13 protein-coding genes are annotated in these 12724 nt (G+C 64.6%); 4 read left to right on the plus strand and 9 right to left on the minus strand.

All coding sequences use genetic code 11. The features are described 5' to 3' along the window. Nucleotides 1-20: 20 nt before the first annotated feature. The 4 genes from IVB26_RS12855 to IVB26_RS12870 form a co-directional block, all read right to left on the minus strand. Nucleotides 21-1277, minus strand: coding sequence for an MFS transporter (locus tag IVB26_RS12855; RefSeq protein ID WP_247971996.1), 1257 nt, complete (start codon nucleotides 1275-1277; stop codon nucleotides 21-23). 190 nt (nucleotides 1278-1467) lie between these two features. Beyond that, complete coding sequence (locus tag IVB26_RS12860) at nucleotides 1468-2010, minus strand: hypothetical protein (protein ID WP_247971997.1); 543 nt, start codon at nucleotides 2008-2010, stop codon at nucleotides 1468-1470. Nucleotides 2011-2197: 187 nt separating this feature from the next. Further along, the gene (locus IVB26_RS12865; RefSeq protein ID WP_247971998.1) at nucleotides 2198-2512 is read right to left on the minus strand and encodes an HGGxSTG domain-containing protein; all 315 of its coding nucleotides are present in this window, start codon (nucleotides 2510-2512) and stop codon (nucleotides 2198-2200) included. After that, nucleotides 2509-3159 (minus strand): hypothetical protein, encoded by a 651-nt coding sequence (locus tag IVB26_RS12870; RefSeq protein WP_247971999.1) that lies wholly within the window; start codon nucleotides 3157-3159, stop codon nucleotides 2509-2511. Before IVB26_RS12870 ends, IVB26_RS12865 begins: the two co-directional genes overlap by 4 nt. A 460-nt stretch (nucleotides 3160-3619) precedes the next feature. Here IVB26_RS12870 and IVB26_RS12875 point away from each other — a divergent pair, with 460 nt between their 5' ends. After that, the gene (locus tag IVB26_RS12875) at nucleotides 3620-4603 is read left to right on the plus strand and encodes a Bug family tripartite tricarboxylate transporter substrate binding protein (protein WP_247972000.1); all 984 of its coding nucleotides are present in this window, start codon (nucleotides 3620-3622) and stop codon (nucleotides 4601-4603) included. Between the two features lie 34 nt (nucleotides 4604-4637). On the opposite strand, the gene IVB26_RS12880 is transcribed toward IVB26_RS12875, so the two are convergent. After that, nucleotides 4638-5099 carry an NUDIX domain-containing protein gene (locus IVB26_RS12880; RefSeq protein ID WP_247972001.1) on the minus strand — a complete coding sequence of 154 codons (462 nt, stop codon included), beginning with the start codon at nucleotides 5097-5099 and terminating at the stop codon, nucleotides 4638-4640. A gap of 107 nt (nucleotides 5100-5206) precedes the next feature. On the opposite strand from IVB26_RS12880, the gene IVB26_RS12885 reads away from it, so the two are divergent. Continuing rightward, nucleotides 5207-6328, plus strand: coding sequence for a DUF1236 domain-containing protein (locus IVB26_RS12885; protein WP_247972002.1), 1122 nt, complete (start codon nucleotides 5207-5209; stop codon nucleotides 6326-6328). 35 nt (nucleotides 6329-6363) lie between these two features. Here IVB26_RS12885 and IVB26_RS12890 read toward each other — a convergent pair whose 3' ends face one another. Next, nucleotides 6364-7326 (minus strand): lytic transglycosylase domain-containing protein, encoded by a 963-nt coding sequence (locus IVB26_RS12890; RefSeq protein WP_247972003.1) that lies wholly within the window; start codon nucleotides 7324-7326, stop codon nucleotides 6364-6366. A gap of 172 nt (nucleotides 7327-7498) precedes the next feature. Here IVB26_RS12890 and IVB26_RS12895 point away from each other — a divergent pair, with 172 nt between their 5' ends. Continuing rightward, nucleotides 7499-8545 (plus strand): L,D-transpeptidase, encoded by a 1047-nt coding sequence (locus IVB26_RS12895; RefSeq protein ID WP_247972004.1) that lies wholly within the window; start codon nucleotides 7499-7501, stop codon nucleotides 8543-8545. Here IVB26_RS12895 and IVB26_RS12900 read toward each other — a convergent pair. From IVB26_RS12900 to IVB26_RS12910, 3 genes are all read right to left on the minus strand, one after another. Continuing rightward, on the minus strand, nucleotides 8542-8817 hold the full coding sequence (locus IVB26_RS12900) for a hypothetical protein (protein WP_247972005.1): 276 nt from the start codon (nucleotides 8815-8817) through the stop codon (nucleotides 8542-8544). The two genes, IVB26_RS12895 and IVB26_RS12900, sit on opposite strands and share 4 nt — an antisense overlap. Before the next feature lie 76 nt (nucleotides 8818-8893). Beyond that, entirely contained in the window at nucleotides 8894-9751 is an 858-nt protein-coding gene (locus IVB26_RS12905; protein ID WP_247972006.1) for a VOC family protein, read from the minus strand. Nucleotides 9752-9900: 149 nt separating this feature from the next. Next, nucleotides 9901-11091 carry a urate hydroxylase PuuD gene (locus IVB26_RS12910; protein ID WP_247972007.1) on the minus strand — a complete coding sequence of 397 codons (1191 nt, stop codon included), beginning with the start codon at nucleotides 11089-11091 and terminating at the stop codon, nucleotides 9901-9903. Nucleotides 11092-11295: 204 nt separating this feature from the next. Between IVB26_RS12910 and IVB26_RS12915 the strand changes: the two genes are divergently transcribed. Continuing rightward, nucleotides 11296-12630, plus strand: coding sequence for a PQQ-dependent sugar dehydrogenase (locus tag IVB26_RS12915; RefSeq protein ID WP_247972008.1), 1335 nt, complete (start codon nucleotides 11296-11298; stop codon nucleotides 12628-12630). Nucleotides 12631-12724 lie beyond the last annotated feature (94 nt).

The raw sequence follows: 12724 nt of genomic DNA on the forward strand, positions 1-12724 counted from the left end.
GGGTGGCGTGAGCGAAGCGCTCAGCCTGTTCCGCGAAGCGGCGACGTATAGGCCAGGAAGACCAGCACGCCGACTGCCAGCATCGCTGCCATGAACAGCAGCACGGCCGGCAGCCCAGCGAGCGCCGCCACCGCGCCGGTCACCGATTGCATCAAGGCCGCGCCGAGAAAGAAGGCGAGGTTCACGGCCGCGAGCGCCTTGCCCGTCGTCTGCGCGTCGACCAGCTGCCGCGACATGCCGAACAGCAGCGGCTGGGCCGACGTCGCAAGACCAATGAGCACCAACAGCACGAGGTCGTATTGCGGCGGCATCACCGGCACGCCGAACAGCGCGGAGACCGCATAATGCGGAGCCCCGAACGCCATCAACGCCAGCAGCAGCGCCCCGACCATGTGCGAGCCTGCCACCAGATCGCGGCGGCGGCCGAGCCTGCGGTCGATCATGCCGACAAGAAGCGGACCTATGATCATCGCCAGCGTGAACGCGCCGAGCTGGTTGCCGGCCTCGACACGCGACAATCCCTTCACCTGCATCAACCACGGTCCGCCCCACAGGCCGCGCAGCACCAGCGAGGTCGCCAGCGACACCAGGGCCAGCGCGATCAGGCCCCGCAAGGGACGCGAGAGACCGAGCCTGAGCACCTCGATCATCTGCGACAGCGGCGAGGACTCGTCCTTGTGTTCGGCCGCCTGCTTCGGCACTAGCGCGAACACGGCGAGCGTGACCGCAACTCCGCCGAGAGCGGACATCCAGAAGCCGGCGCGCCACCCCCAATTGTCAACCACGAAGGCGAGCGGGCTCGACGACAGCAGCATGCCGATATTGCCGATCGAGAGGATCGCGCCTGACCACAGCCCGAACCGCGCCGCCGACAATTGCTTGGCTGCCAGCGTCATCGGGCACATCAGCATGCCCGAGGTGGAAACCCCCAGCATGAACTGCCCGACCGCGAAGCTCGCAGGGCCGGTCGCAAATCCCGACGCGACCGCGCCGAACACGGTCCCCACGAGCAGGCTCAGCGACACCGGTCGCACGCCAAACCGGTCCATCGCCGCCCCAACGGGGATCTGCGCCGCGGCGAAGGCGAAAGGATAGATCGAGGTGAGGCTCGCCAGCGTCTGCGGCTCAAGATGGAAATCTGCGGCCATGAGATCGAGGCTGACCGCGGGAATGGTGCGGAGCAGAGTCGAGAGCATGTGACCGCACGCCAACGCGACGAGCGCAAGGATCAGCGCGCGGGTGGCGGTGCCCGCGTCGTCGGCAGCGGCAGTCTCCATGAGTATCCCGTCCCGGCAACTTTCGTGTCGCGTTACACGATCGGAGCGACGGTGCCAAGGCGGAGTAATGGCATGGCGACATCTGTTCTCGGCGGGATCAGTTCATGCCGCGGGACCGCCGTTTGCCCGGGCGGCTCCTGACATGGCCAGCATGCCAGGAGCATTGGCTTGCACCCTCTGCAGGCGCAGATCACGCAGTCCGCGGATTGACCACCACATAGCCCCGCAACGAACGCGCGTGAATGCGTGTTGCCCGGCCTCCTGAATTACCGTCATACGCCATCCAGACATCGCCTGAGATATGTTGCTCGAGGACGAAGACATGACCATGTCGCGCGGCGACCATTCCCGGCGCCGGCGACGTCCGCGGAAAGCGCAGCCAGTTGGCCGCCAGATTCAATCCCGGCACGATGCGGCCGAACACGCGTAGCGATGCTGCGCAACCGCAGAAGGAGTGTGGGCAACCGGAAGGGCGGCCGCCGACGATCCGGCCCGCGCCTTCCGCCGTGGCAATCCGCGTCGCAGCGGTGCGCCCCGTCACCTCGCGTGGCGCGCGAAATGGCGACGACGTCGTGCGACCGCGCATGTACGAACCGGAGAAGTCGCACGGCATGATGACGTTGCATTCGGGCGGCGCCGCGAGGTGAGATCGGAAGGGGCGCGCATCGGCGACGCCAGAGGAAATTGCAATAATGAAAGCAAAAGCAAACGCAAACGCAACGTAACGGTACATCGCAGGTCTCCAGGTTGATGAAGCCCGCCCCGCCGCAGAGACAAAACAATTCTGAGCCTAAATACGGCAGCGCCCCTAAACGCGCAGGAATCGAGGAACTTTCGTTGAGTTCCACTAACCTCCGTTAAGATTGGACGCCGCCGACATTGGGTTGAATAGACCACATGCCATATGGCCTGTTCTTGGATCATCCGCCCTCGGTGTCAGATGATTTGATCCGTTCTTGCGGGGCGCGATCTAAATCCATCAGCAGCTTTCCCGCCTCGCCCAGCAGCGTCCGGATCGCCCTTCGCTCCGCAATCCGCTCCTGTGTGAAGGTGCCATGCTTGCGCGCGTTGCGGTTTGCCCATGGTGCGCCAGATCCCGGCGCACCGCCGTGCATGCGGCAGCGAAGCTTGCCGCGCATGGCCGGCGCGCGGCAGGCGAGGCCGCTGCGAGTGCCGGCGCCGCAGCGTGGGCTCGCCGACATCGCGCGCGTGTTGCGGATGTGATTGGCACTCATGCGGTGCTGCCGCGCATGGCCTCGGCCCGGTCGTGTTCGCCGGCTTCGCGGGAAGGGACCAGTCCCGCGTCTGTCGCGGTGGCCGGCTCGGCAGCGATCAGATTCGCCTGTTGCGTGACATTCCCCACGATCGCGCTGCCGCCGTCCTGCACCGACAGATTCTGCACGGTGATCGGACGCTCGCCGTTGCCTCGGTGGCGGTTGAGGGCTTCCATCTGGGCCGAGAAGGTGCGGGCCAGCCGGGTCAATGTGCGTGAGATGCCTTCCTGCTGCGAGAGGTTCTCGGTGAAGGCGAGCCGGCAGGCAGAACGCATGGTGGCGACGTGAACGGACACCATCTGTGCGGTCAGCATGGCCTCGAGGGAATCCCTGGGCGCGATGCCCTTCATCATCGAGATCATGAAGGCGAGATTGTCCTCGTCGGGCTTCTTTAGGATCACGCTGGCTTTCATCAATTGCTTGAGGATGCCATGCAGCGCGTCGCTGTCGACCGCGCCGAGCGCCTCGGCCATCAGCCGCTCGCCTGCCTGCGCGTCGGGATGCTGGATCACGATGCTTCGTCGGGTGAGCTTGATCCGCGGGCTCTGCCTGCTGCGATCGTCTGCCGCGACGGGGCTCGTGCTGTTGCGTGTCAGGGCTGTCGTCATGTCAATGTCTCCTTGGGGCCGTGCAGGCGCGAGGGCTCGCTGTGCGAGGTCGACCCGCGCACCTGCCGTGCGGCGGTTTACGATTTTCCAGATGTTGATGAGGGGCTTACGCGAATCCGCCTCGCCTCGCCCATGGCCGGGGCGATGTGGATGAGGGCGGAATGTCGCGATGATGCCATTATGCCCGTGTGTCGCCCGACGAGTCAAATCGAATTCGCAAGATCCGAAAAAGATCCTGCGTAAGTCCTTGTTCCGACAGCGGCCGGCTACTGTGCATGGGGTTGTTTTCGCGTTTTTGTTTTGTTGCGGTCCGCACCTGCCGTGCGGCGGAATTGCTTGGGCATCGCGTCCGCGGAAACGCGATTGCGAAATCCGGCGCGATAGCTATTCATGATCTCCACACGCGTCGCACCAACAAGCCTGCACAAGCGGCGCGCGATGAGGTCTGGGGAGAGAACCAATGCAACGAACCGCCCGCCTGCTGGCAGTCATCGCCGGATTGTGCGCCTCTGCGCTGTCGACGCAGGCCGTGGCGCAAAAATACCCGGTGCGGCCGGTCAAGGTCATGGTCGGCTTCAGCGCCGGCGGTCCGGTCGATGTCGTTGCGCGCATCATCGGCGATCGCCTGAGCAGCAAGCTCGGGCAGCCCTTCGTTGTCGAGAACCGCGCCGGCGCCAACGGCATGATCGCCGCCGAAGGCGTCGCGCGTGCGGATGCGGACGGCTACACGATGCTCGCCTGCAACTCGTCCACCATCACGCTCAACAAGACGCTGTTCAAGGACATCCGCTACGACCCGCAAGGCGACTTCGCGCCGCTCACCACCGTCGTGTCGGCGCCGCTTGTGCTCGTGGTCAATCCGGAGAATCCCAAGACGGCTGATATCAAGACCGTGGCCGATCTCGTCGCAGCGGCGAAGGCCGCGCCCGGCGCCCTGGCTTACGGCTCGGGCGGCAACGGCAACCTTGCCCATCTCGCCATGGAGCTGCTCAGCCAGAAGGCCGGGACCAAGATGATCCACGTGCCCTATCGCGGCGGTTCGGCCGCCGAGGTCGGCATCCTCGCGCAGGAGGTGCTGGCGGTGTTCGATCCGCTCTCCGCCGTGCCGCTGGTCAAGGCCGGCAAGCTGCGCGCGCTCGCGGTGTCGTCAGCCGATCGGCTGCCGGCGCTGCCCGACGTGCCGACCGTCGCGGAAGCAGGCTATCCCGGCTTCGACATCTCGTTCTGGGTCGGCTTCTTCATGCCGAAGTCGACGCCGGCGCCGATCCTGGAGACGCTGCACCGGGAGATCGTCGCGGCTGCCAAGGATCCTGCAATCGAGCAGAAGCTCGGCTCGCAGGGCGTCGTGTCCGTGCTCAGCCCGGCCGACTACGCCGCCAAGATCGCCAAGGAGACGAAAGAGCTCGCCGACGTGGTGACGGCCGCGAACATCAAGGCCGAGTAAGAGGTGGTCGGCCAGGGCATGCAAGCACGAGGCGCTATTCGCCGCCGGCCAGCTGCTCCAGCCGATCGAGCAGCGGGCGTTGTCCTGCGTTGATCCTCGTACGCGCCTCTTCGAGCGCGAACCATTCGGCACGATCGACCTCCGGGAATGTCTGCCGTTTGCCGCTGCGCGGCGGCCATTCCATCTCGAAATTGTTGCTGCGAACGCTGCGCACGTCGGGATCGAGCTCGGCCGCGAACGCGGTAACGAGCTTGCCGCCGCGCTGCTTGACCTGACCCAGCGCGGTCAGCGGCACGGACATTTCAAGTCCAAGCTCCTCGGCAAACTCTCGCCGCGCGGCGATCTCTGCATCTTCGTCGTCGGCATACTCACCCTTCGGGATCGACCATGCGCCGAGATCCTTGTTGCGCCAAAACGGTCCTCCGGGATGAACGAGGAGAACCTCGAGCGTCCGCCGCTTCCGATAGGCGATGATCCCGGCACTCTTCGATGGCATTTGCAGGTTCCGTGCGGAAGCGGGCTCGCCTTTCTCGGGAAAAAGTGGAACCGGCTGTTTTAGCGCAGGTTAGTAGCCAACGTTCATTTGATAAAAGGGAGTGAACCATGATCCGCCTGTTGGCAACCACCGCATTGGGGCTGGTGCTGGCGAACGCCGCCTTTGCGCAATCGCCCGGCGCGACGACGAAGTCCGATCAGAGCCCGCCGTCCCAATCAAATTCGACAGCGCCGTCCACCGCTGCGCCGTCTGCGGCTGATAAGCAGCAGACCACATCACAGCCGCAGCAATCACCGGCGACAGGAAACTCGGCGCAGACGACGCAGAGCACCACGCCGCCATCCGGGGCCGCCAATTCCGGCTCCGCCACATCTAACAACGCGACGAACAGCACGGGCACCTCGCCGCCGCAGAGCGGCACGGCAAGCTCGAACACGACCGGCAACCAGCCTGCGTCCCAGCAGAGCACCAACCCGCCGCCGGCGAACACCAACCAGGCGCAGGATCGGTCCAATCCGCCGCCCGCCAACAGCAATCAGGCCCAGCAGGCGCCCGCTGCATCCCCGACCAATCAGGCTCAGCAGGCGCCGAATGCGCCAGCCGGCAATCAGGCCCAGGGCGAGCGGTCCAGCACCGGTTCGCAGGCGGCAGCGCGGACCGACGTCAATCTCAACCGGCAGCAGGAGACCAAGATCAGCACCTCGATCTCGCGCCTGAACGTTCGGCCTGTGACCAGCGTCAATTTCTCGCTGAATGTCGGCACGGTGGTGCCGCGCGACGTTCATCTCTCGACACTGCCGCCTGACGTCGTCGAGATCGTGCCGCAATATCGCGGCTACAGCTTTGCTCTGGTCAAGGATCAGATCGTCGTGGTCGATCCAGCGAGCTACAAGATCGTGACGGTGCTGCCGTATTCGGGGCAGTCCACGGCGACCACGACCACGCGCGAGCGCAGCGCCAGCAAGTTCTCCGATCGCGATCGTGATGCGATCCGCAAGCATGCGAAGACTCGCACCGAAGGGCGGAGCGAGGCGCGGACCACCGGGAGCACCGTACGCACGGACATCCGCGTCGGTGACCGTCTCCCCGAGAGCGTCGAGGTCGAGGAATTCCCGAGCACGGTCTATCGGGACGCGCCGGATCTGCGGGAATACCGCTACATCCACCGCGACACCCGGACCTACGTCATCGAACCTCGTGAGCGCCGTGTGATCGAGGAAATCGACTAGCGCGTCGGAGCCACTCAAGCGAGTGGCTCCGAACACTAACCCGATGGCCGTTCGCGTGATGCGAAGCGAACGGCGCGGGCCTTCGCGCTCTTACCGGCCGCGCGTGCCGCGATCATGCTGCGCGCCTTGCCATGGGCCGTGGCATTCTTCCGAAGCATAATGGCGAACCGCTTGCGCGCGCGGTTCGTCGGTTGGCGCGCGGCAAGCTGCTCGGCCTTGCGAATGATCGTCGTGACCGAAGGCGTCAGGTTGACCGGAACCCAGGCGACGTCCTTTGTCTTCGAGAGACTGCCGAAACCTTCGCAGGGCGCCTCGCGCGGCAGGTCGATCCGGATCGCTAGCGCCTCGGATCGCTCGGTCCAGTCCTCGGCCTTGGTGCCGGTGATGATGCGGACATAGTCGCGCGTCTCGCGCGGCAGCTCGCTCTCTTTGGCAAGCCATTTCTGGATGCGGCCCGGGCCTGCATTGTAGGCGGCGGCCGCCAAGCCGAGATTGCCGAAATCGTCGCGCAGCTTGCGCAGGAATTTCGCCGATGCGGGCAGCGCCTTCATCGGATCGAAGGGGTCGTCGAGCCCCACCTCCGCAGCCGTTCCGGGCATGAACTGCGCGACGCCCTGGGCGCCGGCCTGGCTGACCTCGTTGGATTTGAAGCGGCTCTCCTGCCAGAGCAGGCGGGCAAAGAAGGGCACGGGAATGCCGCTGGCCTCGGCGGCCTCGCGAAGCGCGTGGCAGAATTTGTCTGTCGGTGAAACCGGCCCCTCGGCGACAGGTTCGGCCGCGCGCGGTGGCTCGATTGTTTCCTCATACGCCGCGCGCGCGTTGGCGAGCTCGATGGCCTGCACGCTGGCAAGGAAGAGTTCGACGACGGGAACAAGTGGCGAGGCATGATTGTTCTTGAGAACGGCGGTGTCGGCAGTTGATGTTTGCCGCGACGCCGACAGATCGAGGTCGCACATCAGAATCAGAAACGCGGCGCAAGCCGCGACGACAAATCGCATTTGCTGGGGCAACCTCGAACTGTGGGTGAACGGCCAGCGATGCGCCGGCGATAGGGAGTTCTTAACCTTCCGATTGCGGCAAAGCTGCGGTCTCGTCGGTTCCTTCGGTGTTACTACGGTGTTCCCAAGAAGAAACTGCCCGCGGATTTTCGGGTCATTGTTCGGGACGATCATGATGCGATGGATGCTTGGCGTGGTGATGTCACTGTGGTTCGTCTGCCCGGCGCTCGCAGGCAATCTCGATGCGAGAGCGGTGAATGATGCTGCGCGCCCCGAAAAGCAGCCGGCCGCGGACAAGATCACCGCGCCGGTGACGAAGCTTCAGATTTTGCTCGATCGCGCGCAATTCTCTCCCGGCCAGATCGACGGCAAGCTCGGCGAAAATGCGCAGAAGGCGCTGACGGCGTTTGCCGAGCAGAACGGTGTCGGCTTCGACAAGACGATCGCCCCTGAACTCTGGGACAAGCTGAACGCAGCGAGCGAAGGTTCTGTCCTCGTCGACTACAAGATCACCGACGCAGATGTGAAGGGACCGTTTCTCAAGAAGCTGCCGGCCAAGCTCGATGACATGAAGTCGGTGGAGGCGCTCAGCTACACCAGTCCGCTCGAAGGTCTCGCGGAAAAATTCCACATGAGCGAAGAGTTGTTGAAGGCGCTCAATCCGGGAAAGGCGTTCGACAAAGCCGGCGAGACAATTGCCGTGGCCAACGTGCCGGCGCGACGAGAGCTTCCGCGGATCGCTCGGATCGAGATCGACAAGACGCACGCGACGCTGAAGGCTTACGAGGGGTCTGGTCGGCTGGTCGCGTTCTATCCGGCGTCAATCGGCAGTCCGGATCGCCCGACGCCGACGGGCACGCTCAAGGTCACCGGCACCAATGAGCAGCCGACCTACCACTACAATCCGGAGTACAAGTTCAAGAGCGTGAAATCCAAAAGGCCGTTCGAGATCAAGCCGGGGCCGAACAATCCGGTGGGTTCGTACTGGATTGGCTTGTCGGCGCAGGGCTACGGCATTCATGGCACGGCGGAGCCTGACAGGGTCAGCAAGTCGGCGTCCCACGGCTGCGTCCGGTTGACCAATTGGGACGCGCGCGTGCTCGGCGAGAACGTCAAGCGTGGCACGCCCGTCGTCTTCCTCGATGCGCCAACGGAATCCTCCGCGAAGCAGCAGGGCAAGGCGGCCGGCACGCGCGCCGCGAACCAGTCCTCGAATTAGGCCTTGGGGAAATCCTTGCGCATCGCGATCTCGGCGGCATCGCCGGGCGACAGCACGGTCTGGTCGAAGGCGGCTTGCGGCTTCGTCATGATGTCGTAGAGCGATATGCCTTTGATCGGCTTGCCCATCAGCTCGCGGACGCAGTCGGCCAGCGAGCCGTTGTAGACGAGATATGGCGGACCTCTGTCCTTCTGCCTCTCGCCCTTCAGCGACGGCCACTTCTTCAACTCGGCCGGCGCGTCATAGGCGATCGGCGATCCCTCTTTGAACATGCGTCTGGCCCCGGTGGCTTGGATCGCGGGAATCCTAGAGCCGCCGGGTAAACAGGCGTTAAAGAATTAGTTCAAATCAGCCGGCAATGAAAGCGAGCAGGGTGCCGTTGGCCCTGGCCGGCGGCACGCAGATCGCAGATCCACTGCGCACGGCCGCCGAGCCCAGCGCCCTCTCGGTTGCCGCGAGATCGCCGCTGACGAGCACCAGCGCCGCGCCACCACGCTCGGAGAGGCCGGCGAGCGGTACGCCGGGATAGCGCTTGGCGAGCTGGGCCAGCGTCAAATAGACGAAGTTGGCGCGATCGCCGCCGGAGGGCACCGTGACCGCGCCATCGACTTCGGCCTTCGGCTCACGGTCGATCAGCCGTCCGAGATGCGCGGCTTCCTGCGCCGGCTCGGGCGTTGCGATCAGCGTCTGCTTGATCCGCTTGGCCGCATTGGCGTGCTGCATCAGCTCGGGGATCCACACGGTCTCATGGGTCTTGTGCTGGCAGGCGAAGATGCGCACGCCGCCGGGCGCTTCCGCGGTCGGCCACATGAAGGTGCGGAATTTTGCCGCGGAGATCGTGCCATTCGGCAGCGTCACCGGCCGTTCGAAATCAGTCGGGCCGACCGGCGTCAGGCCACGCGCGCGGATCTCCTCCGCGCCCGCCGCGGAATCAACCGCGGTGAAGACGATACGCTCGATGCCTTCGCCGTGCTTGTCCAGGAACGCCCGCGCCGGCGCGTTGTGCTCGGTCGCAGTGAGCACGCCGAGCAGCTCCATATAGTCGGGGTCGAACATGATGGTGTAGTTGCCGGTGCCCATATGCGCACTATGCGTGCCGCGCGGGGAGACGGTGAAACCGAGCCGCCGGTAGTTCTCGGCGGCCTTGTCGAGGTCCTGCACCATGACCACGGCGTGGTCGATCCCGATGACGTTGTTGAGGGCCACTGTTCTTTCCCCGCGAATGCAAACTGACTTCAGGCCGCGCCGGCGACCGCAAGGTCTTGTCTACGCCGGATAAGCGGTCAAGTCATTTTCTAATCGACAGGCCATATGGAATTTCATTCCGCGAAATGCGGCATCGACGCGTAGTGGCGTCAGCGCGCCTGTTCGATATAGGCGGCAAGGATCGCACGCTCCTCGCTGGTCATCTCGGTGATGTTGCCCGGCGGCATCGCGCTCGACCAGGCCGCGACACGGCCGATCAGGCGGATGTTGCGGTGGATGTGCTCGGGCGCATCGAGCAAAATGCCCTTCGGCGCGGTCACAATGCCGGCCCAGACCGGCTCGGCCGCATGGCACATGCTGCAACGGGACATCACGATCTCCTCGACATTGGCGAGCGTTGGCTGAGACGACAGCGCGCTTGTCTTGACCTCGCGCGGGCCGGCCGCGGAAAGGAAGAGGATCGCGATTACGCCGATTGCCGCTACCCCCCACACCCACCACGGCGATTTGCGTCCCGCGTGGCGCTCGTTGAAGAAGTGGCGGATCACGGGGCCGAGCGCCAGGATGATCGCGACGATGATCCAGTTGAAGCGCGTGGCGTAGAGCAGGGGATAGTGGTTGCTGATCATCAACACGACGACCGGCAGGGTCAGATAGTTGTTGTGGACCGAACGCTCCTTGCTGGCCTTGCCCAGCTTTGGATCGGGTGCTTGCCCGGCGATCAGGCTGGCCACGATCTTCTTCTGGTTCGGGATGATCAGGGCAAAAACATTGGCCACCATGATGGTGCCGATGATCGCGCCGATCTGGTTGAAGGCGCCGCGGCCGCTCAGCACATGGGTGAACGCATAGGTCAGCGCGACCAGGAACAGATAGCCGCCGATGGCAAAGGGCAGCTCGCGCTGTGCAAGCCCGGTGCGGCAGGCGGCCTCGTAGAGCAGCCACGCCAGCGCGAGGCTGCACAAGCTGAACAGGCCGGCTTGCAATGGCGTGAGGTCGAGGATCGACTTGTCGACCAGGAACAGATCGGCCTCGAGATAATACACCACTACCATCAACGCGAATCCGGACAGCCAAGTGGTGTAGGCCTCCCATTTGAACCAGGTCAGCTCCTCCGGCATTTGGTTCGGGGCCACCAGATATTTCATGATCCGGTAGAAGCCGCCGCCATGGACCTGCCAAGCTTCGCCCTGCACGCCGTCGGGCAGCTCAGCCTTCGGCTTGAGGCTGAGATCGAGGGCAATGAAATAAAAGGAACTGCCGATCCAGGCGATCGCGGCGACCACGTGCAGCCAGCGGAGCAGCAAGCTCGCCCATTCCGATATGATGGATCCCCACATGATCATCCCGTCAATTGCGACAGCGATGCCGCAGCTTTGATGACCGCAACCCCCGCCCTAACAATGTGTCGCACCTATCCGCGGTGTTTTCCAGTACGATGGCCTGCACCTGATGCACATGGTGCGGGCATCAGCTGACGAGGGATGCGGCAGGGACCTGCCGCGGTGGTGTCGATGTTCGAGGCTGCAGGCTGGGAGGACAACGTGAAGAGCAGAATTCTGTCCGTAGCGATATCCGCGGGACTGCTGGTTGCGACTGGCGCGCAGGCCGAGCCGGTGCTGCAGGGCAAGGACGCCTATGGTGATTGGCGGGCCGACAAGCCCGGCACGGTCAGGCTGATCCGGCCGCAGGATCTGGTCAGGCCCGGTGCGACACGCTCGGTGGCGAGTTCGTCGCGCGTGGTGCCGCGTCCGCCGGACGCGAAGCTTCAGGTGCCGGCCGGATTCAAGATCGAGCTGTTCGCCGAGGGCCTGCGCGCGCCGCGCATCGTGCGGGTGGCGCCGAACGGCGATGTGCTCGTCGCCGAGACGCGGGCGGGCACCATCCGCGTGCTTCGCGCTGGAGAGAGCGGCAAGGTCGCAACCAACGAGGTGTTTGCGACCGGGTTGAGGCAGCCATTCGGCATCGCCTTCTTTCCGAATGGCGACAACCCGCAATGGGTCTATGTCGCCAACACCGACGGCGTCGTCCGCTTTCCCTATCAGGCCGGCGATCTCAAGGCGCGCGGCAAGGCCGAGACGATCGTGGCGAGCCTGCCGCATGATGGCGGCCATTCCACCCGCGACATCGTCTTCACGCCTGACAACAAGCGCATGCTGGTGTCGGTCGGATCGCTCAGCAACGTCGCCGAAGGCATGGGCACGCCGCCGGGCGGAATGGAGGCGTGGTCGAAAGCGCAACCGCTCGGCGCGGCCTGGGCCAGCGAGACCGAGCGCGCCGCCGTGCTGGCCTTCAATCCTGACGGCAAGGAGCGCAAGATCTACGCCACCGGCATCCGCAACTGTGTCGGCCTTGCGATCCAGCCGCAGATCGGACTGCCCTGGTGCTCGACCAACGAACGCGACGGCCTCGGCGACGATCTCGTGCCCGATTTCGTGACCTCCGTGAAGGAGGGCGGCTTCTACGGCTGGCCATGGTTCTATATCGGTAACAACGAGGATCCGCGCCACGCTGGCGCGCGGCCGGACCTCAAGGACAAGGTGACGATGCCGGATGTGCTGATTCAGCCGCATTCGGCGTCGCTCGGTATGACGTTCTATCAAGGCACGCAGTTTCCGTCCGAGTACCAGGGCGACGCCTTCGCCGCCGAGCACGGCTCGTGGAACCGGTCGAAGCGCACCGGCTACAAGGTGATCCGCATCAAGATGAAGGACGGCAAGCCGACGGGCGAGTATGAGGATTTCGTCACGGGGTTTGTCGTGAGCGACACGGAGGTGTGGGGCAGGCCAGTGGGCGTAGCGGTTGCGAAGGACGGATCGCTGCTGGTGTCGGAGGATGGCAATGGGACAATCTGGCGGGTGACGAGCACGCGGCAGTGACCATGAACCCTCTCCCCTTGTGGAAGAGGGTGGCTTCGCGGCAGCGAAGCCGGGTGAGGGGTCTCTCTCCGCGAGTCCAACTCTCGTTGAGTGT

It is taken from the genome of Bradyrhizobium sp. 195 (genome assembly GCF_023101665.1).
Classification (GTDB): domain Bacteria; phylum Pseudomonadota; class Alphaproteobacteria; order Rhizobiales; family Xanthobacteraceae; genus Bradyrhizobium.